21 protein-coding genes are annotated in these 26810 nt (G+C 66.4%); 12 read left to right on the forward strand and 9 right to left on the reverse strand.

Annotated elements, in window-relative coordinates; all coding sequences use genetic code 11:
* Positions 1-28: 28 nt before the first annotated feature.
* Positions 29-946: a LysR family transcriptional regulator gene (locus GWQ44_RS10940; protein ID WP_275927307.1), complete on the reverse strand. Its 918-nt coding sequence runs from the start codon at positions 944-946 to the stop codon at positions 29-31.
* Between the two features lie 103 nt (positions 947-1049).
* On the opposite strand from GWQ44_RS10940, the gene GWQ44_RS10945 reads away from it, so the two are divergent.
* Together GWQ44_RS10945 and GWQ44_RS10950 are read left to right on the forward strand one after the other, a co-directional pair.
* A complete protein-coding gene (locus tag GWQ44_RS10945) occupies positions 1050-2792 on the forward strand; it encodes an amidohydrolase (protein WP_275927308.1) in 1743 nt (580 codons plus the stop codon).
* 102 nt (positions 2793-2894) lie between these two features.
* Complete coding sequence (locus tag GWQ44_RS10950; protein ID WP_253126316.1) at positions 2895-3632, forward strand: TorF family putative porin; 738 nt, start codon at positions 2895-2897, stop codon at positions 3630-3632.
* Between the two features lie 330 nt (positions 3633-3962).
* On the opposite strand, the gene GWQ44_RS10955 is transcribed toward GWQ44_RS10950, so the two are convergent.
* From GWQ44_RS10955 to GWQ44_RS10985, 7 genes are all read right to left on the reverse strand, one after another.
* Positions 3963-4931, reverse strand: a complete 969-nt coding sequence (locus tag GWQ44_RS10955) for a Gfo/Idh/MocA family oxidoreductase (RefSeq protein WP_275927470.1) — start codon at positions 4929-4931, stop codon at positions 3963-3965.
* Positions 4932-4948: 17 nt separating this feature from the next.
* Positions 4949-5836: a Dyp-type peroxidase gene (locus tag GWQ44_RS10960; RefSeq protein WP_275927309.1), complete on the reverse strand. Its 888-nt coding sequence runs from the start codon at positions 5834-5836 to the stop codon at positions 4949-4951.
* Between the two features lie 172 nt (positions 5837-6008).
* Positions 6009-6836: an energy transducer TonB gene (locus tag GWQ44_RS10965; protein WP_275927310.1), complete on the reverse strand. Its 828-nt coding sequence runs from the start codon at positions 6834-6836 to the stop codon at positions 6009-6011.
* A complete protein-coding gene (tolR, locus tag GWQ44_RS10970; protein WP_047287795.1) occupies positions 6833-7279 on the reverse strand; it encodes a protein TolR in 447 nt (148 codons plus the stop codon). Before tolR ends, GWQ44_RS10965 begins: the two co-directional genes overlap by 4 nt.
* A 16-nt stretch (positions 7280-7295) precedes the next feature.
* On the reverse strand, positions 7296-8003 hold the full coding sequence (gene tolQ, locus GWQ44_RS10975) for a protein TolQ (protein ID WP_103739683.1): 708 nt from the start codon (positions 8001-8003) through the stop codon (positions 7296-7298).
* Between the two features lie 81 nt (positions 8004-8084).
* Entirely contained in the window at positions 8085-10007 is a 1923-nt protein-coding gene (locus tag GWQ44_RS10980) for a phytase (RefSeq protein WP_275927311.1), read from the reverse strand.
* Positions 10008-10046: 39 nt separating this feature from the next.
* On the reverse strand, positions 10047-12569 hold the full coding sequence (locus tag GWQ44_RS10985; protein ID WP_275927312.1) for a TonB-dependent receptor: 2523 nt from the start codon (positions 12567-12569) through the stop codon (positions 10047-10049).
* 442 nt (positions 12570-13011) lie between these two features.
* Between GWQ44_RS10985 and GWQ44_RS10990 the strand changes: the two genes are divergently transcribed.
* From GWQ44_RS10990 to fdhD, 7 genes are all read left to right on the forward strand, one after another.
* Positions 13012-13926 (forward strand): GGDEF domain-containing protein, encoded by a 915-nt coding sequence (locus GWQ44_RS10990; RefSeq protein WP_047305065.1) that lies wholly within the window; start codon positions 13012-13014, stop codon positions 13924-13926.
* A gap of 9 nt (positions 13927-13935) precedes the next feature.
* Positions 13936-14973, forward strand: coding sequence for an AraC family transcriptional regulator (locus tag GWQ44_RS10995; protein WP_016963361.1), 1038 nt, complete (start codon positions 13936-13938; stop codon positions 14971-14973).
* Positions 14974-15113: 140 nt separating this feature from the next.
* Positions 15114-16739: an NADP-dependent glyceraldehyde-3-phosphate dehydrogenase gene (locus GWQ44_RS11000; RefSeq protein WP_275927313.1), complete on the forward strand. Its 1626-nt coding sequence runs from the start codon at positions 15114-15116 to the stop codon at positions 16737-16739.
* A gap of 120 nt (positions 16740-16859) precedes the next feature.
* Positions 16860-17903, forward strand: coding sequence for an FUSC family protein (locus tag GWQ44_RS11005; RefSeq protein ID WP_047305068.1), 1044 nt, complete (start codon positions 16860-16862; stop codon positions 17901-17903).
* Between the two features lie 130 nt (positions 17904-18033).
* Positions 18034-18648 carry a molybdenum cofactor guanylyltransferase MobA gene (mobA, locus tag GWQ44_RS11010; RefSeq protein WP_275927314.1) on the forward strand — a complete coding sequence of 205 codons (615 nt, stop codon included), beginning with the start codon at positions 18034-18036 and terminating at the stop codon, positions 18646-18648.
* Between the two features lie 108 nt (positions 18649-18756).
* Entirely contained in the window at positions 18757-19647 is an 891-nt protein-coding gene (locus tag GWQ44_RS11015) for a LysR family transcriptional regulator (RefSeq protein WP_275927315.1), read from the forward strand.
* A 58-nt stretch (positions 19648-19705) separates the two neighbouring features.
* Complete coding sequence (gene fdhD, locus GWQ44_RS11020) at positions 19706-20542, forward strand: formate dehydrogenase accessory sulfurtransferase FdhD (protein ID WP_199010298.1); 837 nt, start codon at positions 19706-19708, stop codon at positions 20540-20542.
* Between the two features lie 33 nt (positions 20543-20575).
* Here fdhD and GWQ44_RS11025 read toward each other — a convergent pair whose 3' ends face one another.
* A complete protein-coding gene (locus GWQ44_RS11025; protein ID WP_199010276.1) occupies positions 20576-21469 on the reverse strand; it encodes a DMT family transporter in 894 nt (297 codons plus the stop codon).
* Positions 21470-21601: 132 nt separating this feature from the next.
* On the opposite strand from GWQ44_RS11025, the gene GWQ44_RS11030 reads away from it, so the two are divergent.
* The 3 genes from GWQ44_RS11030 (at position 21602) to GWQ44_RS11040 (ending at position 26659) form a co-directional block, all read left to right on the forward strand.
* Positions 21602-22039, forward strand: coding sequence for an Lrp/AsnC family transcriptional regulator (locus GWQ44_RS11030; protein ID WP_016963354.1), 438 nt, complete (start codon positions 21602-21604; stop codon positions 22037-22039).
* Between the two features lie 301 nt (positions 22040-22340).
* A complete protein-coding gene (locus tag GWQ44_RS11035; protein ID WP_016963353.1) occupies positions 22341-22982 on the forward strand; it encodes a response regulator transcription factor in 642 nt (213 codons plus the stop codon).
* 32 nt (positions 22983-23014) lie between these two features.
* Positions 23015-26659 (forward strand): transporter substrate-binding domain-containing protein, encoded by a 3645-nt coding sequence (locus GWQ44_RS11040; protein ID WP_275927316.1) that lies wholly within the window; start codon positions 23015-23017, stop codon positions 26657-26659.
* Positions 26660-26810 lie beyond the last annotated feature (151 nt).

A 26810-nucleotide genomic window follows, 5' to 3' on the forward strand; every position in this document is an offset into this window, starting at 1 on the left:
CTCGGATTTATCTGACAAGAACCGCCAATCAGTCCAGGCCATGGCGAGCCAGAAAGCCGCCGACATAGTCAATGAATGCCTGCACCTTGGCAGTCGCCCGCCGGTGGCTGGGGTAAACCGCGAGGATGTGCGGCCCGAAGCTGTCCGGGTCGATCGCGTAATCGGCCATCACCCGCACCAGGCGCCCATCAGCCAGGTACGGCGCGGCGCTCCACAGCGGCGTGTGCAGCAGGCCGCGCCCGGCCAGGGCATTGGCCAGCAGCAGGTCGTAATTGTCACTGCGCAGGCGTGGCGCCTGGGGCTGGGGCAGGCTCAGGCGCTGGCCGTCGCGCTCGACCCACCAGAACTCCCGGCTGAGCAAGGGATGGCGATACAGCAGCCATTCATGCTCTTCCAGGGTCTGCGGGTTCACCGGCCGGCCCTTGCGCGCCAGGTAGGCCGGGCTGGCGCACAGGGCCAGGCGGTTGCTTCCGACCACCCGGGCAATCAGCCCCGGCAGGTCGTCATGGCCTTCGCGCAGGGCCAGGTCGTAGCCGCTTTCCAGCAGATTGACGAACTCGTCGCACAGGTCCACCTGCAGATTGATCTGCGGGTACTGTTCAAGAAACCCGCCACACACCTGATCGAGAAACGCCTGACCGTAGGCCAGCGGCGCGGTGACCTTGAGGTTGCCGCGCAGGCCATGCTGCAACTGCTCCACCTCCTCGCCCACCTCCTCCATGCGCTGCAGCACCTGGCGCGCGGTCTCCAGGTAGAGCCGGCCGACTTCGGTGAGCACGATGCGCCGGGTACTGCGCTCGAACAAGCGCGAACCCAGCTCGGCCTCCAGGTGGTTGACCGCCTTGGTCAGGGCCGACGGGGTCTTGCCCAACTGCTCCGCCGCCCGACTGAAACTGCCCAGCTGGGCGGTGACCACGAACATCTTCAAGGCATTCCACTTGTCCATGGTTTTTCCATCCAGGCAAAAATGTTTTTCGTGAATCGGCCGTTCTGCCCGCTACGGGCAGCCCCTAATCTGGCGATCAGACGCAATAACAAGGAAATGTTCAATGAAAAGATTGACCCCGACGCTGCTGCTGGCCGCCATGAGTTTTGCCTCGTTGGAAGCCATGGCCGCTGCCGACCTGGTGCTGCTCAACGGCCAGATCTTCACCGCCGACCGCGCCCAGCCCAAGGTCCAGGCCCTGGCGGTGGAAAACGGCAAGGTTCTGCAAACCGGCAGCGACCCACAGATCAAGGCGCTGATCGACAGCCACACCCGGGTCGTCGACCTGGGCGGCAAGACCCTGATGCCGGGCCTGATCGACACCCACTCCCACGCGATCTTCGGTGGCCTGGAAATGACCAGCGCCAACCTGCAGGACGAAGTGCTCAGCCTCGACGAACTGGAAAAACGCCTGCGCGCCTGGCGTGACGACGGCAGCGCCCAGCATGCCGACGTGCTCAGCATTGCCGGCATGAGCTCGGCCTACTGGGCCCAGGCCCAGGCCCTGGGCCAGCGTTTCAACCAGGGTGAATGGGCCAGCGTGCCGGTGGTATTCACCGGCAGCGATCACCATACCGCCTGGGCCAATGACTTCATGCTCAAGCGCGCCGGCATCGACGCCGCCTTGCTCAACAGCCTGCCCGAAGCCGAGCGCAGCACCATTGGCCAACTGCCCGACGGCCGCCCCAATGGCTTCCTGGTGGACGCCGGCTGGGACCGGGTGGCCGCGAAAATGCCGGTACCGGCCCCCGAGCAGATGCTGCGCGCCGCGCAATCAGCCCTGCGCTACAACAACAGCCTGGGGATTACCGCCTGGATGGACCCGGCCGCCAACGCCGCCCCCGGCGAAGCGTTGTTCGCCCTCAAGCCCACCGAACACACCGTCGGCGTGCTGCCGGCCTACAAGGCCCTGGCCGAGAGCGACGGGCTGACCGCCCACGTCGCCGCCCTGCTGGTGGCCAACCCCCGCAGCCGCCCCGCCGACCTCGACACCCTGGACAAGGTGCGCCAGCAGTTCCAGGGCATCCCCAACCTGACCCTGCCGGGCATCAAGATCTTCGCCGACGGGGTGATCGAATACCCGGCGCAGAGCGCGGCGATGCTCGAGCCCTACAGCAACTCGCACAAACCCGGCGAACTGCTGATCGACCCGGCGCATTTTGGCGAACTGGTCAGCGCCATCGACCAGCGCGGCTGGCTGGTGCACATCCACGCCATCGGCGACCGTGCGGTGCGTGAGTCGCTGAACGGCATCGAGCAGGCGCGCAAGGATCGCCAGAGCGGCATCAGCCACTCCATCACCCACCTGCAGATGGTCAACCCCAAGGAGTTCGCCCGCTTCAAGCCGCTCAACGTGATTGCCTCGATGCAACTGCTCTGGGCCTCGGCCGACGACTACACCCTGGACATGATCAAGCCCTACGTCAGCGCCCTGGCGTTCCGCTACCAGTACCCGGCGCACTCGCTGCTCAAGCAGGGCGCGACCCTCGCCGGCGCCAGCGACTGGCCGGTGTCGTCGCCCAACCCGTGGAACGCCATGGCCCAGGCCATTACCCGCCAGGGGCCACTGGGGGTGCTCAACGCCGACGAACGCCTGGACCGCGAAACCCTGTTCTATGCCTACACCCTGAATGCCGCGCGCACCCTGGGCCTGGAACAGCAGATCGGCTCGCTGACGGCCGGCAAGCAGGCCGACTTCATCGTTCTCGACCGCGACGTGTTTGCCGTGGACGAAAAGGCCCTGCATGAAACCCAGGTGCTGCAGACCTGGTTCGCCGGCCGCGAGGTCTACAGCCGCCCGCTCTGACCCCGCCCCACCTTTGCACCGCCTGCCCCGCGCCCTGGTGACGCCGGGGCACGGCGCCGCCTTGTCCGCTCCCCCCATAACAATCACAACAACGGGATACCCATGAAGACCCTCACCCTGCTCACCCTGGGCGCCGCGTGCCTGCTGCCGCAAGCCGGCCACGCCCTGCCCCTGACCGACGACCTGACCGTGGAACTGGAGCTGACCCTGGCCAGCGACTACCGCACCCGCGGCATCTCCCAGACCCAGAACGACCCCGCGGCCCAGGCCGCCGTGACCCTGCTGCACAGCAGCGGCCTGTACCTGGGCACCTGGAGCTCCAACGTCGATTTCGGCGGCGGCCTGAAGACCCGCCAGGAAGTCGACTACTACGGCGGCTGGCTGTGGCAGGCCAGCGCAGACGTCAGCCTGGACCTGGGCTACCTGAAGTACAGCTATCCGCGCGAAGCCCAGTTCAACCAGAGCGAGGTGTACGGCATCCTCAGCGTCTACGGGGTCAAGCTGGCGGCCTATTACTCCGACGATGCCCCCGGCATCGACAGCCAGCAGAGCACCCTGTACCGCTACCTTGGCTACGAGACTCGACTGCCCCTGGAACTGGGGCTGCAACTGCGCTACGGCCAGATGGATTTCAAGGACCCACGGCTGATCCGCGCCTCGGGCCAGGGCGAGGACAGCTACCACGAATGGGAGGCCAAACTGACCCGGGACCTTGCCGGGCTGGAACTGGGCCTGAGCTACATCGACACCGACCTGTCCCGCAGCCAGTGCACCAGCAACTACGGCTTCAGCGACTTGTGCGGGGCGACCTGGGTGGCCAGCGTCAAGAAGACCTTCTGAATGCCCATCCCGCGGGCCGCCGTCGCTGGCAAGCCAGGGCCTGCAAAAGCCTGCGCAAACGCCCCGGCAAGGCGCCTAGGACCGGTCGGTCAAGCGCTAGAACGAACGAAACATAACCTGTGGCGCGCAAGCTTGCTCCCGTGGGAGCGGGCGGCGCTCTGGGGCGGAGCAGTCTCATTGTTGGGGCCGCTGCGCGGCCCAGCGGGAGCAAGCTCCCTCGCCACAGGTACAGTGCTTGCCCGGAACTGACGGGCATCAGACAAGGCGCCCCACAAATCCCGCAAGAGCCGGCTTGCCGGCGAAGCAGCCCGAAAGGCAAGCGCCCCGGGATCAGCCGCGCCGCAGGATCTGGTCCATGACCCAGTCGGTCTTCAGGGCTTCGCTGGCCAGGGCCGGATGCCGGGTCTGGCCGCGGATATGGGCGTTCATGCCCTGCACGTGATGCCACTGGATGTGCTCGGGATGCTCGATGAACAGGCTCAGGGGCTCTTGGGCTTCAAGTTGCAGCGGATGCTCGTCGAACACGGAAAAGCTGATGCGCCCCTGGCTGCCGATGATTTCCACCCGGTCCACCCGGCGGTCGGCGACGAAGTTCCAGGCGCCGCTGCCCAGGGCCCCGCAGGCGAAGCGCCAGCTGGCACTGACCGCGTCCTCGGCGGCATACAGCCCGGCCTGGCGGGTGCTGATGCCGGCCACTTCGACGATATCGCCCAGCAGGTACTGGAACAGGTCCAGGCCATGGCTGGCCAAATCGGCGAAATAACCGCCACCGGCAATCCGTGGATCGGTCCGCCAGTTGGCCGCGCCGCTGCGGTCGGCCTCGGAGGCGGCCTTGCTCAGGCTCCAGTGCAGGTGCCGGACCTCGCCAATGCGCCCGTCCGCCAGCCATTGCCGCACCTTGGCAAAGCGCGGCAGGGAACGCCGGTAGTAGGCCACGAACAGGTGCAGCCCGGCCTGCTCGAAGGCCTGCTGCATGGCCAGGCTTTGCCCGGCATGCAGGGCCATGGGCTTTTCCACGCAGCAATGCTTGCCGGCGGCGGCCACTTGCAGGCTGTAGGCGTAATGGCTGTCGGGGGGCGTGGCGATGTACACCGCGTCCACCTCGGGGTCGTCGATCAGGGCCTGGGCATCGGTGTAGCTGCGGGCAATGCCGTGGCGCTGCGCGTAATCGTGCACCGCCTCGACACGGCGCCCCATCACCGCCACCAGCGCCGATCCCGGAACCTTGTAGAAGGCCGGGCCGCTCTTGCGCTCGGTGACGCTGCCGCACCCGATCATGCCCCAGCGCACGGTGCGCAGCGGCTCGGCCCCGGCGTTCATTTCGCCGCTTGCAGCGCGCGCAGATCGAGCTGGCCGTTGTGCAGCGGCGGGCACCAGTAGTAGCCACCGGTGATCGGCCGGCTCATGCGGTACAGGCTGTCGACGATGCCGTCTTCCAGGCCGCTCATGCGCCGCAGTTGGACTTCGAAGGCGTTCAGGCTGTGACCGAAGGCGAGGAACATCAGCCCACCGTTCTCACCTTCGATCCACGGCATCGAGCGACGCACCATGAAGGCCTCCGGGGTGAAGCTCTCCTGGGCGGTGCGCTTGACGTGGGCCGACTCCGGCGCGTCGTCCAGTTCTTCGTTATCGCTCAGGCGCCGGCCGATGATGTGGTCGCGCTCTTGCTGGTGCATCGCGGCAAAGCCCTTGAAGTCGTGCTGCCACTGCTGGATCGCGGCAAAGCTGCCACCGCGCAGGCCGTCTTCACCCTCGGCCAGTGCGGCGGCCGCGGCGGCTTCATCCTGGGGGTTTTCGGTGCCGTCTTCGTAACCGGTCAGGTCGTGGCCGGTCTTGTGACGGAAGGTTTCGTTCATGCCGACCAGGCGCAAGGCCGGGGCCAGGGCCGCCGCCAGTTCGTTGCCGCGGTGCAGCAGTTCGCCGCGATCATCACCGTGCAGCCAGACCCACAGCGCGTGCTGGGTCGACGGGTTGTCGACGCCGACGCCGGTCAGCGCCGGGAACGCCTTGAGCCCTTGCACCCGGGCGCCCAGGGCCTTGACCAGGGAAGCGCCAAAGCCTGCCACCGCCGTTGCGCCATCCACCCGTGCCAGCAACTGGTCGAGGGCCTGGGGCAACGCCTCGATGGATTCGAGGGCAAAGAACAGGTGACGGGCCTGGGACGGAACGGGTGCAGCGAGGATGCCGGGCTGGTAGTAACTCATGGGAACTCCTGAATAAAGGCGGGGAGTTTACCGCTGTGCGAGGCAGGCGTCAGTGCCGTTGCGCAACGCAGCGGCAGCGGACGCGAACAGCGCAGGTCCTGCCTGCGCCAAGGGGCCACCCGGCCCGCCTGGGAAGCGCGCCCCGGCGCTGGCGGGCAACGCCGGAGCGCCCCTACTGGATCCGATAGTGAAAGGTGTTGCGCACCGCCGGCACCGTTACCGCCCGGCCGTCGATCAACCGTGGCTGGTAACGGAAGGTCGCCACCGCCGCCAGGGACGGGCGCATGAACAGCGGATGGCAACCGTCGATGACCTTGGGGTTCTCCACCCGGCCCTGGGGGTTGACGCTGTATTCCACGGTGCAGTCGCCTTCCAGGTGCTTGTCCAGGGCCCGCTGCGGGTAGTCCGGAGCCTCCTTGCTCAAGGGCTGGTACTGGCGGCTGTCGGCGGCGGCCTGGGCCGCCTGCTGGCGCCCGCGCTCGGCGGCCAGCCGCGCCTGTTCGGCGCGCTGGGCCTGGGCTTGCTCCTGGGCCAGGCGTTGCTCGGTATCGCGCTGGCGCTGCTCGGCGTCCAGGCGCTCGCGCTGCTGGCGTTGCTGCTCTTGCAGCTGCTCACGTTTCTTGTCTTCCACCCGCTTGCGCGCCAGGGCCGCCTGTTCCAGCTTCTGCGCCTGCGCCTGGGGATCCACCCGGGGCTTGGGAGGCTCCAGCGCAGCCGCGGGCGGTGCTGCGGGCGCTGGTGGCGCCGGTGGTGCCACTTCGGCCAGTGCTGGCAGCGGTTGCGCGGGGGCCACAGCTGGCGCCAGCATCACCAGCTGGGTGGTCAGTACCGCCGGCGTCTCGACCTGCGGCTTGTCCACCGACCAGCCCAGCACCAGCGCCGCCAGCACCCCGGCGTGCAGGGCCAGGGCCAGGGTCGCCGCCAGGCTGTTGCGCCAGAAACCGGATGCCTCGGGCCGCAGGGGCATCGCGGTGGGGTTGTGCATGATCATCGCCGTCATTGCGGGGCCTCGGTCACCAGCCCCAGGTTGTGCACCCCGCCCTGCTGCAACGCCGCCATGGCCGCCACCACGCTGGAATAGGCGGCGTCCTGGTCGGCGCGGATGTACACCTGGGTGTCGCCGCGCTGGGCAATCACCTGGGCCACTTTGGCGCGCATCTGCTCCAGGTCCACGGCGCTGTCGGTGTGGTTTCGGGTGTCCAGTTCGCTGCCCAGGTTCCAGTAATAGCCGCCGCCGGCCTGCACCGACAGGGTGAGAATCTGCTGACGGCTGTCGGTGGCCAGGGCTTCGCTGGCGACCTTGGGCAATTCGATCTTCACCCCCTGGGTGAGCATCGGCGCGGTGACCATGAAGATCACCAGCAGCACCAGCATCACGTCGATGTAGGGCACCACGTTCATTTCCGCCTTGGGTCCGTGCTTGCGTTGCGGCCGGGTCAACATCGGCTTGCTCCTTCTCTCAGGCGGCCACGGCCAGGTGGCTCGGGGTGCCCTGCAAGGTGCGATGCAGGCGTACTTGCAGTTCATTGCCAAAGGCGTAGTAGCGGGTCAGCAGGGTCTGGCTGCGGGCCGAAAAACGGTTGTAGGCAATCACCGCGGGAATCGCCGCGAACAGGCCGATGGCGGTGGCGATCAGCGCCTCGGCAATGCCCGGGGCCACGGTGGACAGGGTCGCCTGCTGCACCTGGGACAGGCCGAGGAAGGAATTCATGATCCCCCACACGGTGCCGAACAGGCCGATATAGGGGCTTACCGAGCCCACTGTGGCGAGAAACTGCAGGCCCTGTTCCAGGCGGGTTTCCTGCTCGCTGATGGCCACGTACAGGGCCCGTTCCACGCCCTCCAGCACGCCTTCAGCGCCGCCGGACTGGCCGCGCAGGTGGCCAAATTCCTGGTAGCCGGCGACAAAGATCGGCTCCACGCCGCCTTCGCCATCGGTCTGCGGGGCCACTTCGCGGTACAGCGGCAGCAGCTCGGGCGCGGCGCGAAAGCGCTGGATGAACGCGTTGCAGCGGCGCTCACAGCCGCGCAGCACGGCGCCACGCTGGATGATCAGGTACCAACTGAGCAAGGACGCCAGGAGCAAGGTCAGCATCACCGCCTTGACCAATAGGCTGGCATCGCTGATCAGCCCCCAGATGCTCATGTGTTCGAGTGTGGCCTGCATGGTGGAACTCCTTCTCGGGTGCCCGCCTGGGCTGGCGGGGCTATTCGATGACATTCAAATGACCGGGTGATGACCGCCGGCTCAGGGCAGCTTCAGGGCCTGGGTGACCTCGGCCCAGGGCACGAACTTGAAGTTCTGGGTCTGCTCGGGCATGCGCTTGCGCCCGTCCTGGACCACCAGCAGGCCCTGGCTCCAGGGCCCGCCGAGGTTGGCCGAGGTGACTTCCAGGCCGTCGGTTTCCGAGGCGCCGTCGATCCCCGCCCGGGCATTCAGGCTGACCCGGAAGGCACCGTGGGAGGCGAACGGCGGCTCGGCGTCCAGCACCAGGTAGCTGTCGTTGCCCTGGCTGGAAATCACCAGGTAGTCGCGGGCGTTGCTCTGGTACAGGGCCAGGCCCTCGACATCGGCCTGCAACAGGCCGCCGACCTTGATCACGCTGTGCAGGGTCGCCGGCTGCTCGGGGCGGGCGTCCAGGGCCCAGACGCCGACGTCCTCTTCCCCGAGGAACAGACGCTGGCGCTGGTCATCGGCGACGCAACCCTCAGGCTGGCTGGCCACCTTGAACTGGCGCACCAGCTCGCCCTGGGCGCTGCCGGACGGCGCGCTCAGGCGGTACTGGACGAAGGTGCCGTCCTTGTCGTTGGCAATCGCATAGATCTCGCCGCTGGCCGGCTGGAACAGGCACAGGCCGTAGATGGCCTTGAGCGGCGTGGGGATCTCCCCGGCCTCGCGCAGCTCGCCGCTGGCGCGGTCGATGGCGAACAGGCTGAGGCTGTTGCGGTCGCGGTTGCTGGCCACGGCCAGGTCCACGGTCTGCTGGCCCAGCTTGAAGTGGGGGCGCACGTCGACGTTGTTCAGCCGACCCACCGCCAGCTCCTGCAACAGCTTGCCCTGCAGGTCGTAGGCCAGCAGGCCCTGCTTCTTGTTGGTGCCCAGCACCCGGCTCAGGGACGGCTGCTGCGGGTGGACCCAGATCGCCGGGTCATCGGCGGCATCGCCCTGGCGCCCCACCGGTTCGCTCTGCACCGCCGCCTGCACCGTGGGCAATACCGGCGGCAGGGCCAGCGGGGTGGCCTGCCAGTTCAACTGGCCCTGGTACAGGCGCCCGTCTTCATCGTCGCGCAGCAGCACTTGCAGGCCCTTGGCGCTGGCACGCAGGGCGATGTTTTCCGGTTCCTTGAGGCCGGCCAGGGGCAGCGTGGCCTGGGCCAGCCAGCCTTGTTCCTGCTGCTGATAGAGGTGCAGTTGCGCGGCTTTCGGATCCAGGCCCAGCACCCCGCCCGGCACCAGGGCCATGGCCCCGGCGCTCTTCTTGATGTCGCCGAAGGGCGCGCGCAGGGCCACCGGCTGGCGCGCGGTGTCGGCTTCGGCATGGGCCGGGTAGGCCCACCAGCCAACATTCTGCTCATTGACCAGCAGTTGCTGGGCGGCGTCGTCCACCTGGCAGAACTTGGCCTCCGGCGGCAGCGGCAGGCCGCGTACCCGCTGCGGCTCGGCGCTCAACTGCGCGCCGTGGCCCACCAGCCACTGCTCGCCCTTGCCCTCCTCGCCCACCAGGAACAGGAACAGGTTGCTGGCCTCGTCGCGGTACAGGCACAGGCCGTTGACCGGGTAGTCCCGAGTGGGCAGGTACAGCGGCTGGCCCCAGGTGCGGCTGGCCGGGTCGAGACTCAGCAGCAGCGCCTGCTGGCGCTGGTTGTCGAGGCTGGCCACCAGCAGTTGCTGGCCGGCGGCGCGGCTGTCCAGGCCGTTGAACGAGCCCTTGAAGCGGGCCAGCTGGCGGCCCTGGTCATCCACCAGCAACAGGCCTTCGCGCTCGCTGGCCAGCAGCCGGTCGGCGCCTGTGCCGGCGGGCACAAAACCCAGGCCGGTAACGCCCGGGGTCTGCTCGGCCCAGGGCTTGAGGGTCAGGCCCGGCACGCTGGGGGCCGCCAGGGCGGCGCCACAGGTCAAGCCAATGCACAGGGCCAGCAGGCGGTTTCTTGCGGTCGATACAGTGCTCATCACAATCCTTGGAGGTGCAGTCGGGCAAGGGCCCGGGACTTAGAAATGGGTGAAGGTCAGGCCGAGCTTGTAGGTCGGGCCGTATTCCTCGTACTGGGCGTTGTAGGAGCGGTTGCCGGTGTAGACGAAGTACGGCTGGTCGGTGAGGTTCTGCGCCTCGAAGCTCAGTTGCAGGTTTTTGCTCAGGGAATACTTGGCGCTGAAGTCGACGAAGGTCTGGGCATCCACGTGCAGGTCGTGGGCCTTGTCGCTGATGGAGGCCAGCTCATAGAGGTAAGCCGACTTGTAGTTGGCCGACAGGCGCAGGCTGAGCTTGTCGTTCTCCCAGCCGAGCATCAGGTTGCCCACGGTGTCCGACTGGTTGGGCAGGTCGATGTCGCGCTTGCGATTGACCCCGGCCTTCTGGTCGAAGCCCTCGATGCTCGCGCTGGAGCGGCTGAAGGTGCTGTTGGCGCCCAGCAGCAGGCCGTTCCACGGCGCCGGCAGCCAGTCGAATTTCTGCGAATAGGCCAGTTCCAGGCCGTACAGCTTGGCACTGTCGCCGTTGGCGAAGGTGTGCGCCTCGGAGAACCCGCTCCAGGCGCCGGTGCCGGCCAGGTCGGTGTTGTAGACGAAGTTCTGGATGTCCTTGTAGAACACGAAGGCCGAGACCGTGCCGGCATGGCCCATGTAGTGCTCGATGCCCAGGTCCAGGTTGCTCGATTCCAGGGGCTTGAGGTCGGGGTTGCCGAAGGTCGCCTCGTCGCCGTCGATGACAAAGCCCGGGGCCAGCTGGCCGAAGGTCGGGCGCACCACACTCTTGGTCCAGGCCGCGCGGACCTGGGTGTTCTTGTCCAGCTGGTAGCGCGCGTGCAGCCCCGGCAGCCAGTGCTGGTAGCGGCGTTGAGTGTCGGTGGCGGTGAAGGCGCCGTCGGTGACCCCGGTGCCCTTGGCCTCGAACTCGGTGCCCTCGTATCGCAGGCCGGCGATGAAGCGCCAGTCGTCGATGTCCAGGGTGTTCATGAAGTAACCGGCGTTGATGTCTTCGCGGATCTTGAAGTCGTTGACCCGGGATTCTTCCTCGTCGTAGAAGGCCGCCGGATTCAGGCCGCCGATCAACTGCTTGATGGCGCCGCCGCTGATGCCCGGGCCGAAGCGGCCGAGGGAATAGTCCACGTTGCCCTTCTGGAACTGCCCGAGGTTGAGCTGCTGGTCGGTAAAGCCCAGGGTGTCGAAGTCCTTGTAGACCCAGGCTTCCAGGTCGTTGTCCTTGTTGCGCCGGCTGACTTTGCCGCCGAACTTGAACTGCGCGGCGTAGCCACTCAGGTCATAGTCCCGGGCCAGGTCCAGGCGCAGGTTCTTCTCGGTGTCGGTGGTGTTCTGCTTTTCCCAGTCGACCTTGTCCAGGGTGAAGTTGGCCGGGTCATAGAAACCGGCGCCGATCACCGGGCGCGGCTTGCCGTTGTCGTAGAAGCCGCTGTCGGAAAAATCGCTGTTGCCCTTGAAGGTGGCCCCGGCGATATGCGCCGGGCTGTCTTCGCTGGAGCGGCTGTAGCCGGTCTGGCCGCTGAGGGTCCACAGGCCCAGCTGGCGCTCGCCGCCGAACACGTAGGACTGGATCTCCTGGGTTTCCTCGCGCTGCTTGAGCTTGCGCTTGGCCTCGGCGTCGCCGCGCTCGCCGGCGGCCAGGGGGTCGGCGAACTCGATGCTGGTGGAGTTGCGCGTCTCGCTGTCCTTGTAGCGGCTGTACAGGGTGCGCAGGTAGTAGCTGCTGCTGTCGTCGGGCTTGTAGTCGAAGTTCAGGCCGCCGCCGGCACGCTCGCGGCTGATGGCGTAGTCGCGCTGCTCGAATTCCTGCAGCTTGGCGCCTTGTTCGAAGTCCCAGGCGCCGCCGGTCTCGACGTTGTCGGAGCCGAAATCGCGCTTCTGCCAGCTCAAGGCCGCGGCCACGCCGAAGTTGTCGATGCCGTCGCCGAGGCTGAAGCGGTTGCTCGCCGCGCCGGAGAATTTCGGGCTGGTCTGGCGGGTGTTCTGGTCGTAGCTGGCCTCGCTGCTGGCGCTGTAGAACAGGCCCTTGTGGTCGAAGGCCGAGAGGCTTTTCACGTCCACGGTGCCGCCCAGGGAGTTGGCGTCCATGTCCGGGGTCAGGGTCTTGATCACCGACAGCGACTGCACCAGCTCCGAGGGCAGCACATCCAGGGCCACGGCACGGCGCGCGCTTTCCGGCGAGGGCACCAGGGTGCCGTTGATGGTCACGCTGTTGAGGTCCGGGCCCAGGCCGCGGACGCTGACAAAGCGCCCTTCGCCCTGGTCGCGCTCGATGCTGATGCCCGGCAGGCGCTGCGCCGCCTCGGCGGCGTTCTGGTCCGGCAACTGGGCCACGCCGTCGGCGTGCACCACGCTCTGGATACTGTCCGAACGCCGCTGCTCCTTGAGCGCCTGATCGATGCTGGCCGCCTGCCCCACCACTTGCACGTGCTCGGTGGCGGCCGTTTCGGCGGCGCTCAAGCGTTCACTGGCGATGGCCATGGCCAGCGCGGTCAAGGTAAAGCTGACAAGCCCGGGACTGCTGCGCTTGTACATGAGGTTCCTCCCCAAGAGTCCGCCAACGCCGGGCAAGGGGCCCGGCAACTGGGAGGGCACGCTAGGGTTGGCGAATGACGGTTCTGTGACAGGCCTGGGCGACCACAGGCGAAAACGCCCCATTCCCCGGGTAGCGCCCCGACAAATGAGCTGAATTGACCCCCGCAGGAGCGGGCCGGCCCGCGAAAGCCCTCCCGCGCCGGGTGCAGGTCTTGCGGGCCCCTTCGCTGGCAAGCCGGCTCCTACAGATCCGTGGTGCGCCCGCCGCACCGTAGGAGCGGGCTTGCCCGCGAAGAAGCCCTCGAGGCGGCCCCATCCAGCAAAAAAAACGCCTGAACCCTGAGCTGATTCGACCCCTCGACGGTTTTTTCCGCTGTCACCCCAGCGTCACAAACATCTGCTGTGCTGGCGCCCTCTCACACTTGGCAAAAGGATCGCGGCCATGTTCTGCGTGCTCAAACCCCACCGCTGGAAACTCGCCGCGCTGTTGCTGGCGGCCAATGCCGGGCTGTTGCTGCACCTGGCCTGCGGCAGCCTGAAATCGGTCAGTGAATGGCAATGGCTGGACATCATCGGCGAAGGCGGTTCGGCGCTGCTGGCCCTGGTCTGGTTGGGGCTGGTGCTCAAGAGCCGCCCCGCCGGCCGGGTCACCAACTACCTGGCCCTGGGCCTGAGCTGCATTTTCTTTTCCTGGTGGATCGACAGCCTCGACGAGTTCATTCGCCTGCCCGCCAGCATCACCTGGGACCACTGGCTGGAGTCCGGGCCGATGCCCATCGGCATGATCCTGCTGACCATCGGCATCTACCACTGGCACCGCGAACAGCTGGCCATCAGCGCGCAGATGGAAAAGAAGGAACGGCTGTTTCGCGAGCACCGGCAGTTCGACAAGCTCACGCCGCTGGCCGGCGCCGACTACCTCAAGCGCGAGCTGGCCGCCAGCCTGGAAGACAGTCGCCGCCAGCAGCAGCCGCTGTCGTTGCTGGCCCTGGACCTGGACCATTTCGCCGCGATCAACCAGAACTACGGCCACGCCGAAGGCGATGCGGTGCTGCAGGCCCTGAGCCATGTGCTGCTGCTCAACCTGCGGCGCCAGGACCTGCTGTGCCGGCTGGCCGGCGACCGCTTCGTGGTGCTGTTGCCCAACACCGGCGAGAGCCAGGCCCGGCTGCTGGCCCTGGAGCTGCAACAGGCGGTGCAGGGCCTGGCACACAAGACCCGGCAGCACGGCGAGCGCCTGTACCTGGCGGCCAGCACCGCGGTGGTGATGGCCCTGGAGGAAACCCCCGAGGGCCTGCTCAAGCGCCTCAATCTGGCCCTGGCCCGGGCCAAGCAGCCCCTGGCGAAAACCGCCTGAGGCGCCGTCATGACCGTCAAGACCCATTGGTACGAAGCCGATACGCGGTTTATCCCCGGGCACTATCAACCGGCATCGCTGATCGACCTGGCGCTGTCCCGGGACATCGACAGCCACCGCCTGCTGCGCGGCACCGGGCTGTTCCACGAGGACATCCTGGCCGGGCAGACCCGCCTCAGCCCGCAGCAGTTCCTGGCGCTGATCGGCAACAGCCGGCGCCTGCTGGACGCCGACGACAGCAGCTTCCTGTTCGGCCAGCGCCTGCTGCCCGGGCACTACGGCGCCGCCAGCCATGCCCTGCGGCACGCGCAGAACCTGCAGCAGGCCCTGGACGTCCTGGTGCAGCAGCAGGCCCTGCTCAGCCCCTTGCTCAGCCCGCGCCTGGTGCTGGACGAGCAGCACGCCTACTGCTACTGGCTGGACAGCTGCGGCGCCGGCGAGCACGGGCGCTTCCTGCTGGAGGCCAGCATGACCGCCCTGGTGGCCATGAGTCAGTGGCTGGCCGGCCAGCGCCTGCCCTGGGAATGCAGCTTCAGCCATGCCGAGCCGCGCTATGTCGAGCAGTACTGGGTGCACCTGGGGGAACAGACCCAGTTCCGGCGGCCCCTGGACCTGATGCGCATCCCAAGGCAATACCTGACCCGGCCCTGGCCCGGTGCCTCGGCCACCGCCGGCCAGGTGGCGCGCCTGGAGGCCGGCGAACACCTGCGCCAGCTGGGCTTTTCCTGCAGCTTTCTCGATGCCCTGGAGCGCTATCTGCAAGCCAACGTGCGACAGGCGCCGAGCCTGGAACAGACCGCCCAGGCCTTCGCCATGAGCCCGGCGACCCTCAAGCGCAAGTTGAGCAAGCACCACAGCGGCTACCAGCAACAGGTGGACCGGGTGCGCAAGCAGGTGGCGCTGTACCTGTACCAGATCAGGGGCTGGAGCAACGAGGCGGTCGCCGAGTACCTGAACTTCAATGACCCGGCCAATTTCCGCCGTTCCTTCAAGCGCTGGACCGGCAGCACCCCAAGCCTGATCCGGCAGTTGCTGGGCAGCAGCTGAAACGTTTAATCTCGATCCGTGACCGCCTGCGCGCCGACCGCAGAAACTGCTGAAGGTGCGGCCCATTCAGGCGTATAAACCTGGGAGCGATGGCGCCACTGTCATCCGCGCCGGAGCCATTTCCAACACGGGGTAGAGTCATGACCACAGCCAATGTCCTCACCAACCTGTTTCCCGCTGCCGCCGACATCCCCGAAGCCTATCGCCTGCCCGAGCCGGTGCAGCAGCGCGACTACCTGGTGGACGGTGAACTGCGCACCTGGAATGGCCCGCTGGCCCAGGTCCGCAGCCCGATCTACCTGAGCGGCGCCGACGGCGACCGGCAAGTGATCCTCGGCAGCACGCCGCTGCTGGACGCCGACACCGCCCTCAGCGCCCTGGACGCCGCGGTGCGCGCCTACGACCGTGGCCAGGGCGCCTGGCCAACGATGCGCGTGGCCGAGCGCATCCAGCACGTGGAAGCCTTCCTGGCGCGCATGCGCGAGCAGCGCACGGCGGTGGTCAGGCTGCTGATGTGGGAAATCGGCAAGAACCTCAAGGACTCGGAAAAAGAGTTCGACCGCACCTGCGACTACATCGTCGACACCATCGGCGCGCTCAAGGAACTGGACCGGCGCTCCAGCCGCTTCGAACTGGAGCAGGACACCCTCGGCCAGATCCGTCGCGTGCCCCTGGGCGTGGCCCTGTGCATGGGCCCCTACAACTACCCGCTGAACGAAACCTTCACCACCCTGATCCCGGCGCTGATCATGGGCAACACCGTGGTGTTCAAGCCGGCCAAGCTCGGCGTGCTGCTGATCCGCCCGCTGCTCGAAGCCTTCCGCGACAGCTTCCCGGCCGGGGTGATCAACGTCATCTACGGCAGCGGCCGCGAGACCGTCAGCGCGCTGATGGCCAGCGGCAAGATCGACATCTTCGCCTTCATCGGCACCAACAAGGCCGCCAGCGACTTGAAGAAACTCCACCCCAAGCCGCACCGCCTGCGCGCGGCCCTGGGCCTGGACGCGAAGAACCCGGGGATCGTGCTGCCCGATGCCGACCTGGACAACGCGGTCAGCGAGGCCGTCACCGGCGCGCTGTCGTTCAACGGCCAGCGCTGCACCGCGCTGAAGATCCTGTTCGTCCACGAGGCCGTGGTCGAACGCTTCATCGAGCAGTTCAACGCCAAGCTGCAAACCCTCAAGCCGGGCATGCCCTGGGAGCCGGGGGTGGCCCTGACGCCGCTGCCGGAAAACACCAAGGTCGATTACCTGCACGCCCTGGTGGCCGATGCCCAGGCCCACGGCGCCCAGGTGGTGAACCCCCATGGCGGCGAGTCGCGGGCGTCGTTCTTCTACCCGGCGCTGCTGTACCCGGTGACCCCGCAGATGCGCGTCTACCACGAGGAGCAGTTCGGCCCGGTGGTGCCGATCGTGCCCTACCGCGACCTGGACACGGTGATCGACTACGTCCTGGAGTCGGACTTCGGCCAGCAACTGAGCCTGTTCGGCAGCGACCCGGCGGTGATCGGCCGGCTGGTGGACACCTTCGCCAACCAGGTCGGGCGGATCAACATCAACGCCCAGTGCCAGCGCGGCCCGGACACCTTCCCCTTCAACGGTCGCAAGAACTCCGCCGAGGGCACGCTGTCGGTGCATGATGCGTTGCGCACCTTCTCGATCCGCACCCTGGTGGCGACCAAGTTCCAGGAGCGCAACAAACAGCTGATCAGTGACATCATCCGCAACCGTGACTCCAGCTTCCTGACCACCGACTACATTTTCTGAAGCGCCTGGCCGGGGCTCGCCACGCGGCGCGTCCCGGCCACTGATTCAGCCACTCAATCCGCGATTGGAGAAACCGGTCTGGGCCCGTTCAATTTCCTGCCAAGCCTCACCCTGCCGCCCTTGCTGCGGCGCCTGCTGCGTCCCGTGCTGGACCCGTACCGGCGCTACCGTCACGCCCGGCTGATCCACGCGGTGCGGGTCGCCCTCGGCCTGATCGCCACCATCCTCCTGACCACCGGCCTCAACCTGCCTCACGGCGAGTGGGCCTCGGTGACCATGCTGGTGGTGATCGGCGGCCTGCAGCACCACGGCAACATCGGCAAGAAGGCCGCCGAGCGAGCCATCGGCACCCTGGTGGGCGCCGGGGTCGGCCTGGTGCTGGTGGTGCAGCAGGCGTACTTCGGCCAGCCCTGGCTGACCTACCTGGGGATGTCGGCGGTGTGCGGCTACTTTTCCTACCACGCCATCGGCAAGGGCGGCTACACCGCGCTGCTGGCGGCGATCACCGTGTTCATCGTCGCCGGCCACGGCGACAACCAGGTCAGCGACGGCCTGTGGCGCGCGGTGGACATCCTCATCGGGATTGCCCTGGCCCTGGCGTTTTCCTTCGCCATTCCGCTGTACGCGGTGTACTCCTGGCGCTACACCCTGGCCAGCGCCCTGCGCGACTGCGCCCAGCTCTACGGAAGGATCGTCCAGGGCCAGTCGGTGACCGACGACGAACACCTCAAGCTCCTGGGCCGGGTCAACGCCGCCATGCTGCAACTGCGCTCGCTGATGCCGTCGGTGTCCAAGGAAGTGCGCATCTCCATGACCGAACTGGACGCCATCCAGCGCAACCTGCGGATGTGCATCAGCACCCTGGAGATCCTCGGCAACACCCGCCCCGACGCCAGCGACCCGCAGGCCATGGCGCAGATGCAACGGCTGCTCAAGGCCGAGCACCGGCAGATCCGCGTGCAACTGATCGGCATGGCCCGGGCCCTGCAATCGGGGGTCACCCAGCGCCTGGAAAAAGCCCTGGAAGGCCGCGCCGAGAACGCCCTGGAAGCGCCGGTGTATTCGGCCCTGGACGGTTACCGGCTGCTGACCCGGCAGCTGGCCGCGACCCTGGGCGAGATGCGCCAGCGCCTGGGCAAGAGCGCCCGGCACTGGAAGATCTAGGCCGCGCACGCAACACTGACCAGCCCCTGGTGCCAATAAGCCGGGTCAATCAGCCTTTCAACACTTGCGATTGGACGCGTTCGAAAGACCATGCGATGGTTCGCGCCACTCACCGGATAGCCCCTCGACCATGACCCCGACCCACCCAGCCCCGCCCCTCTCACCGCCCTGCTCGATCCTGCTGCTGGCGGGGGGGCGCGGCGCGCGCATGGGCGGGCGTGACAAGGGGCTGCTAGCGTGGCAGGGCCGCCCCTTGATTGCCCATGTGCAGGCAGTGGTGCGGCCCTTCAGCGACGACCTGATCATTTCCTGCAACCGCAACGCCGAGCAGTACCGGCCTTATGCCGATCGCTTGGTGGCCGATCAGCAGGCGGACTTTCCCGGTCCCATGGCCGGCGTCCTGGCCGGCCTGGCGGCGGCCCGGCACCCCTGGCTGCTGGTGCTGGCCTGCGATGCGCCGCGGATCGACGCGGCGCTGATCCAGGCCCTGCTGGATGCCCGCGACAACGACGCCAAGCCGGTGATGGTGCAGCAGGCCGGGCAATGGCAGCCGATGTTCAGCCTGATACCCACGGCGCTGCTGGGTGATCTGCGCCAGGCCTGGGACCACGGCGAGCGCAGCCTGCTGCGGGCCCTCGCCGCCCACGGCTTGCAGCCTTTGCCCTGCGCCGCCGACGATCCGCGGCTGAGCAACTTCAACACCCCTGAACTACTGTCTGAAACAGGCCCCAAGCCCTTGGCCTGAACAGCGCAGCGCTGGCCAAGGGGGCAGCCCGGCCAGGCTACAAGCCTTTCCATGGGCGCAACACCTGCGTTATTACTGACGCCGTTTTTTCCCACTACAGGTGCCATCTTGGACATCAAGCAACTCAAGTTTCTGATCGCCCTGGAGCAGACCCGGCACTTCGGCCAGGCCGCCGCGCGCTGCCACATCACCCAGCCGACCCTGTCCATGCGCCTGCGCAACCTGGAGGACGAGCTGGACCTGATCCTGGTGACCCGCGGCCAGCGTTTCGAAGGCTTCACCGAGGCCGGCGAGCGGGTCCTGGCCTGGGCCAAGACCCTGCTGGCGGCCCATGACGGGCTGTTCGCCGAGGCCGCCGCCTGCCGTGGGCAACTGGTGGGCAACCTGCGCCTGGGCCTGGTGCCGCTGAGCGGCTTCAACCCCATCAGCTATGTGCAGAAGCTCTCGGCGAGCTTTCCCGAACTCAAGTTCAGCCTGTCCTCCGCCAGCTCCGACCGGATCATCGAGGACATCGGCAACAACCAGCTGGACCTCGGGGTCTGCTACCTGGACCACGTCAACACCCACTACCTGGACTTCTTCGAGATCGGCGAGACCCGGGTCGGCCTGCTCTACGACACCCGGCACTTTCATTTCCAAGGCACTGAGATGAGCTGGGAAGACGCCGCCGAGCTGCCCCTGGGCATGCTCAGCACCGGCATGCACTATCGCAAGTCCATCGACCTGAGCTTTCGCAGCCGTGGCCTGAACCCGACGCCGATCCTGGAGAGCGATTCCACCTACCAGCTGTTCCAGGCCATTCACGAGGGCTTTTGCTGCTCGATCATGCCCCTGGACAGTGGCCTGGATTCGCCCATCGACAACCTGGCGTTTATCCAGTTGCCGGATGCCAGCGTGCTGGCGCCCCTGGGGCTGGTGATGCGCAAGACCGAGCCACGCTCGGCGATTGCCGAAAAGTGCTTTGCCGAGGCCAGGAAGCTGTTTGCGCTCAAAGACTGAATCAATGCCCCGGGCCGCCCATGGCCCGGGGGCGAATCGAATGCAACGAGGTGTCGTCATGGTTTGCCGTATCGAACAATCGGAGCAACAGCCCGAGGCCAATGCACCGGCCCCCGCGCCGCAGCGCGTGGCCTATCGCGAATACAGCCCCGAGGGCGGGGTGGCCGAGGCGCCGCTGGCCGCCGAGATCGCCCTGGCGATCACCTACAACGGCCTGAGCCAGGCGGTGATGATGGTGTCCCCCGGCAACCTGGAGGATTTCATTCGCGGCTTCAGCATCACCAACGACATCGTCAGCGACCTCAGCGAAATCTACGACATCCGCTTAAGCCACTTTCCCCAGGCCTGCCAGGCCGACGTGCAGATCTCCAGCCGGGCCTTCTGGGCCCTCAAGGACCATCGCCGGCAGATGGCCGGGACCAGCGGCTGCGGGTTATGCGGCGTGGAAGCCCTGGAACAGGCGCTGCCGCAACTGCAGATCCTCGACCCTTCGCCCCTGCCCCCCGCCGAACACCTGCAGGGCCTGCGCGAGCGCATCGAACAGGCCCAGCACATGGCCCGCAGCAGCGGCGCCCTGCACGCCGCGCTGTACTTCGACGAACAGGGCGAGGTGCGCCTGTGCCAGGAAGACATCGGCCGCCACAACGCCCTGGACAAGCTGATCGGCGCCCTGCTGAACGCCGGGATCGATGGCCGCCAGGGCTTCACCGTGGTCACCAGCCGCTGCAGCCTGGAGCTGATCCACAAGGCCGTGCGCGCCCGCCTCGGCACCCTGGTCAGCCTCTCGGCACCCACCGCGCTGACCGTGCAATGGGCCAACAAGCACCACCTGAACCTGATCCACGTGCCGCACCGCAACGCGCCACGGATCTATAGCCCGGTGTCAGCCGGCTGACCGAGCGTTTGGTGGCGCGCGAGCCTGTCGCGGTTACTGCAAAACGCTGCGCCGGCGCTTGAGGGTCCAACCCTGCTGCATGCCGGCGGCGGCCAGCAGGATCGCGGCGACGCCCAGCCACTGCAGCAGTCCCAGGCGATGACCGAAGGCCAGCCAGTCGACGAAGATCGCCGCGATCGGATAGATGAAGGACAAGGCGCCGGTCAGCGCCGTCGGCAGCTTCTGGATCGCCCCGTACAACAGCACATACATCACCCCGGTATGCACGATGCCCAGGGTCAGCAGGCTGGCCCAGGCCGTGGCTTGCTGGGGTGGCTCGGCGAGGTTGGCCCAGGGCGCCAGCAGCAACACCCCGGTACAGACCTGGATCAGCGCGATCAAATGCGGCGGCGTGCCGCTCAGGCGCTTGATCAGCAACGCGGCGAAGGCATACAGCAACGCTGCGCCCAGGGCTAAAGCGATGCCCAGCAGGTAGTCATTGCCGGTTTCGCCCTCGCCGCCATGGGCGCTGACGATGGCCAGCATCCCGGCGAAGGACAGGCACAGCCAGAACAGTTTCTGCGGGGTGATCTTCTCCCCCAGAAACAGCGCGCCCAGGGCCACCAGAATGAACGGCTGGACGTTGTACACCGCGGTGCCGATCGCGATCGAGGCCCGGGAGTAGGAGCCGAACAGCAGCACCCAGTTGCCGACAATCGCCACGCCGCTGAGCACGGCCAGAAACAGACTGCGACGAGTCAGAATATTCCTGCGTAAAAAACCGAAAGCGCCGCAAATCAGCAGCAAGGCGCCGGCACCGAACAGGCACCGCCAGAACACCACGTCCAGCACCGGTTGCCCGGACACCAGAACGAACCAGCCAATGGTTCCGGAAATCAGCATCGCGGCGGTCATTTCCAGTGATCCGCGACGGGTCAGTGCATCCATCATCAATCTCCTCTAACAGTGACCAGATTATGCCCAGCGGCCTGCGGCCATGCCCAGTTGAAAACCTGGGCTAGTCTGTATTCAGGCCTTTTTTATCAAGGCATAAACGCCCATTCACCTAACGAGGTTGCCATGCTCGATGCCATTGACCAGGCCCTGATCAGTGCCCTGATGCAGGACTCCCGCCGCTCCCTCAAAGCCCTGGCGCAGATCAGCGGGCTGTCCGCTCCCAGCGTGGCCGAACGCCTGAAGAAACTCGAAGAACGCGGGGTGATCACCGCCTATACCCTGGAAATCGACCCAAAGTCCCTGGGCTATCAATTGCAGGCCATTGTCCGGATTCGGCCGTTGCCGGGCCGTTTGCAGGAGGTCGAACGGCAGATCCTGGCGATTGCCGAGTTCACCGAATGCGACAAGGTCACCGGGGACGACTGCTTTATCGCGCGCCTGCAGGTGCGCTCCATGGAGCAGCTGGACCGCTTGCTCGACCGCCTCAACCATGACGCCGAAACCAACACCGCGATCATCAAGAAATCGCCGATCAAGCGGCGTTTGCCACCCATGAATTAACCCCGTGAAAGGGGCTTTTTCAGCGCGAAAAAGCCCCGAAAACAGGCCTGGAACCGTGCTGTGGAAAGGCCGTCCTAGAGGCGTTTCTGACAGAAAACCAGCTGACTTCTCGGCCAATTTTCAGAAAGTTTCCCATCAGGCATAAGACGATTCTTAAAATCCCCTGGACGTCTTTTTGGCGTCAATTTCAGTGATACCCTGCGAATCCTCTGACGAACCCACTAGCAAAATGCCTGCTCCTTTGCGGAAGCTGCGCATTGTCGTGGGCTCATGCCTGTCGAAAAGCCGAGTACAAGAACCCATGCCGATCCGCGTGCAGATAGCCGATGACCATCCCTTGACCCTGATTGGGATTCATACCCTGCTGGAAAACCGCGCCGAACTGGAGATCGTTGCCCAGGCCCACAGCGTGGAAAACCTATTGGAGAACCTGCAGCGCCAGCCCTGCGACTTGCTGCTGACCGACCTGATGATGCCCGGTGGCGATCAGGTGGACGGGATTCGTCTGATCAGACGATTGCGTTCACGCTACCCGGAACTGGCCATCGTGGTGATCACCATGCTCGACAACCCGGCGCTGATCAGCAGCCTGCTCAAGCTCGGAATCCAGGGCCTGGTGAGCAAGCGCGGCCTACTCAACGACCTGCCCAAGGCGATTGCCGCCCACCCGCGTGCGCCCTTCGTCTCGCCGTCGATCCAGCACCTGCTGGACACCAGCACCGCCCTGCATGGCAAGCCGCTGCTGCAGCCCGAGCAGTTGTCGGCCAGAGAGATCGAGGTGCTGCGTCTGTACGGCACCGGCATGAGCATCGGCGCCATCGCCCAGCACCTGTGCCGTAGCAAGCAGACCATCAGCACGCAAAAGAGCAGCGCCATGCGCAAGCTTGGCCTGGACACCTCGGCCAGTCTGTTTCTGTACATCCAGGAACACGGCCTGAGCTGAGCTGTCCTGAAAAATTCCGGAGCTTCCCCCCTATGCCCCTGATTTCCCGTCCCCCCCAGTTCTGGAGGCTGATCCGTGTCTGCCTGCTGTTCAGCTTCATGGTGCTGGTCAGCCTGTTTTTCAGCCTCCCCGCTCACTGCGCCGAGCCGCAGGAGCCGGGCAATCCGTCGTTGGCCCGACTGCTGGACATGCGCAGCGCGCTGCCCCACAAGGTGCTGCGGGTGGCGACCATCGTGCCCCCTGAGCGGCCCCTGGAAAGCGCCGGCAACCAGGTGCTCAAAGTCATCTCCGACGAGTACCTCAAGCTCATCGGCAAGCAGCTGGGCCTGCGTTTCGAGTACGTCGAACTGGCCTCGCCCCAAGAGGCGATCCGGGCCCTGCTCGAACACCGCGTCGACCTGCTGCCCCGGGCCGCCGCGCTGGAAGCGCAGAGCCCCGGCCTATCCCTCAGCCGCCCGTACCTGAACAACCAGCCGATCATTGTCGGACGCATCAACGACAAGAGCCTGCCACCGGACCTGGAAGACAAGCGGGTGCTGGTGCTGGACAACTACCTGGACCTCAAGACCGTCCGCAAGACCTATCCCCGGGCCGACGTCAGCGGCGTGCACACCACCGCCCTGGCCCTGGAGCAACTGGCCGGCAAACAGGCCGACGCCTTTATCAGCGACCGTTTCCGCACCACCCTGTACATGCAGGCCCGCCCGGATCTGCGGCTGCACAGCAAGTTCTATCCGCAATTGCCCGACGCCGGCTTCGCCTTCGCCGTGCGGCGCGAGGATGCCACCCTGCGGGCACTGATCGACTACGTGCTCAACGCCATTCCCGAGGAGCACAAGCGCCAGATCCAGAACCAGTCGAGCCAGGAGCCCTTTCCCTTCGCCCCGACCGAGTCGTTTTCCCTGACCCCCGGCGAACTCAACTGGCTCACCGCGCACCGGCAGATCAATCTGCTGGCCGAGGAAGCGCCGCCCTACATCTACCGCAATGCCGAAGGCCAATGGGCCGGGCTGAGCATCGATATCCTGCGCACCCTGGCCAACTCGTTCCGCCTGCAACTGAACATCCTGCCCAGTCGCTCCAGGGCCGATGACCTGGAACAACTGGCCACCGGCAGCGCCGACCTGACCACCCGCGACCTGGGCCTGCCCGACAATGCCCGGGGCATTGGCCTGAGCCAGAGCTACGGCACCCGCAACTGGGCCTTTGTGGTGCGTCATGGCGACAGCTCTCCCAGTTCCCTGGACGCCATGCTGGGTCGGCACCTGGCGCTGCCGCGCAACCACCCGCTGCTCGAACACCTGAAACAGCGCTACCCGGATATTCATCTGGTGCTCACCGAGGATCATCGCCAGGCCCTGAACCTGGTGCTGCAACGCCAGGTCGACGCCACCCTGGACACTCCGGTGGGCACCGAGGCGCTGTCCGGCTCCGGGCTGCAGTTCGGCCTGGCCTTCGACGCCCTGCCCACGCCCCACCGCTTTGCCGCGGCCCCGGGTTCCAGAGAGCTGCTGAGCGTGCTCGACAAGCTGCTCGACTCCATGGCCAGGAACCCGCAAAGCGATATCCAGCTGATCGCCGAACAGCAGTCCAGCACCGCGCTCTGGAGCTGGGTCGTCGAGCAGGCCTGGCACGTGGGCGTGGTGATCCTGATCATCTTCGTGCTGTCGCTGATCTGGAACTGGCGCCTGAAGATCCAGGTCCGGGAAACCATCTGTGTGCAGACCCGCCTGCAGGACAAGCTGGCCTTCCAGTTCTCCCTGCTCAACGGCTTGCCGACGCCGCTGTATGTGTGTGACCTGGACGGCCGGTTGAGCACCTGCAACCGCGCCTATGAAGAGTTCTTCGCCACCTCCCAGGAACAGGTCGAGGGCCGCCTGCCCACCGAGCAGCCGAACATGCCGCGCGAGTTCGCCGAGGTGCTGCAAGAGGAGCATCAACTGCTGCTGGCCAATCACCGGCCACGCTTTCTCGACACCAGCCTGTGGATCAAGGAGCAGCAGTACTGCCTCTATCAGTGGCTGGTGCCGTTCTACAACGCCCGCGGGGTCCTGCAGGGGCTGCTGGGGGGCTGGCTGGACATTTCCGAACGCAAGAACCTGGAACTCAAGCTGCGCGAGGCCAAGCAGATCGCGCAGAAGGCCAGCGCCGCCAAGAGCGAGTTTCTCGCCTCCATGAGCCACGAGTTGCGCACCCCGCTCAACGCCCTGGTGGGCCTGCTGGAGCTGGAAACCAGCGCCAGCCAGACGCCCTCGCACAACCTGCGGGTGGCCCAGCAATCGGCGACCTCGATGATCGACCTGATCGGCAACATCCTGGACCTGGACAAAATAGAGAGTGGCCTGATGCAACTGGCGCCCCACCCCACCGCCCTGGAACCCCTGCTCGCCAACGGCCTGGGACTGTTTGCCGTCCAGGCCCGGGAGAAACGCCTGCAGTTGAATTTCGACTATCAGGCCAGCCGCAACCGGCTGTACTGGGTCGACTCGCTGCGCCTGCAGCAGATCCTGCACAACCTGTTGAGCAACGCCTTGAAGTTCACCGATCGCGGCCACATCCAGGTCACCCTGCGCGAAACCCATGTACGGGACGACAGCAGCCTGCTGACCCTGAGCGTGCGCGATACCGGCATCGGCATTCCCCTGGCCAACCAGGCGGGGATCTTCGAGCCCTATCGCCAGGCCACCGCGCGCACCGCCCACCTGTACGGCGGCTCGGGCCTGGGCCTGAGCATCTGCCATCAGCTGGTGCAACTGATGGGCGGCCGCATCTGGCTGGAAAGCGAGCCCGGCCAAGGCTGCTGCATCCACGTCGAACTGCCGGTGAGCTGGCAGACGGCGAACGTGGAAGTGGCGGAACAACCGGAGGTGCCACCGATCACCGGCAAAGCCTTGCGGGTGCTGGTGGTGGACGATGTCTCCACCAACGGCCTGGTGCTGACCCTGCAACTGGAGCGCATCGGCCACGTTGCCGAACACGTCAGCAGTGGCGAAGAAGCCCTGCAGCTACTGCGCCACCGCCACTACGACGTGTTGATCAGCGACTGCAACATGCCGGGCATGGACGGCTACAGCCTGGCCCGAGCGGTGCGTGAAGCCGAACAACAGAGCGGGGCCAAGCCGCGCCTGATCGTCGGCTACACCGCCAGCGCCCTGAGCAACGAAGCGACCCAGTGCTCCAACGCCGGGATGAACGACCTGATGATCAAGCCGGTGACCCTGGCCCGGCTGCAGGAAGTGCTGGGCAGTCACACCGGGGCTGGCGAAGAGCGGGTGCGCGCCTTCGACATCGACCACCTCAAGGACCTGGGGGAAAACAGTCCGACCCTGCATCGGCGCATCCTCAATGAACTGACCAAGAACCTGCAGCAGGAAATCGCCGAACTGCGCACCTGCGTCCTGGCCAATACCCCGCACCTGATCAACGACCTGACCCATCGCCTGAGCGGCGTGGCCTGCCTGATCAACGCGCAGGACATGGCCAGAACCTGCGAGGCCCTGAGAAAGGTCGACACCGGCCATGCGGCGTCGGTGCGCAACTGCCAGCAGGCGCTGCTCAATGCCATGGAACAGGTGTACGCCGAGGCCCGACAGCAGCTGGCCAGCTTGCGCGAAGCATCCGACACCGACAGCGGTCCCCAGCCCCAGACGCCCCAGGCCCAGAATTCACCTCCCTGAAGCGCACGCCGGTGCCGGGCTGCTCGCCCCGGCCCTGGCGCCACTCTCGTACTTGTCTCATTCAACCGCCGCCCTCTGCTGCCTAACCTTGCGCCGGCTTTCGAGCACAGACAGTCAATGGCGCCAGACTCCCGGTGAGTCGCTACGCCAG

Origin of the sequence: Pseudomonas sp. 3MA1 (assembly GCF_029237275.1) — a bacterium.
Classification (GTDB): Bacteria; Pseudomonadota; Gammaproteobacteria; order Pseudomonadales; family Pseudomonadaceae; genus Aquipseudomonas; species Aquipseudomonas fluorescens_AP.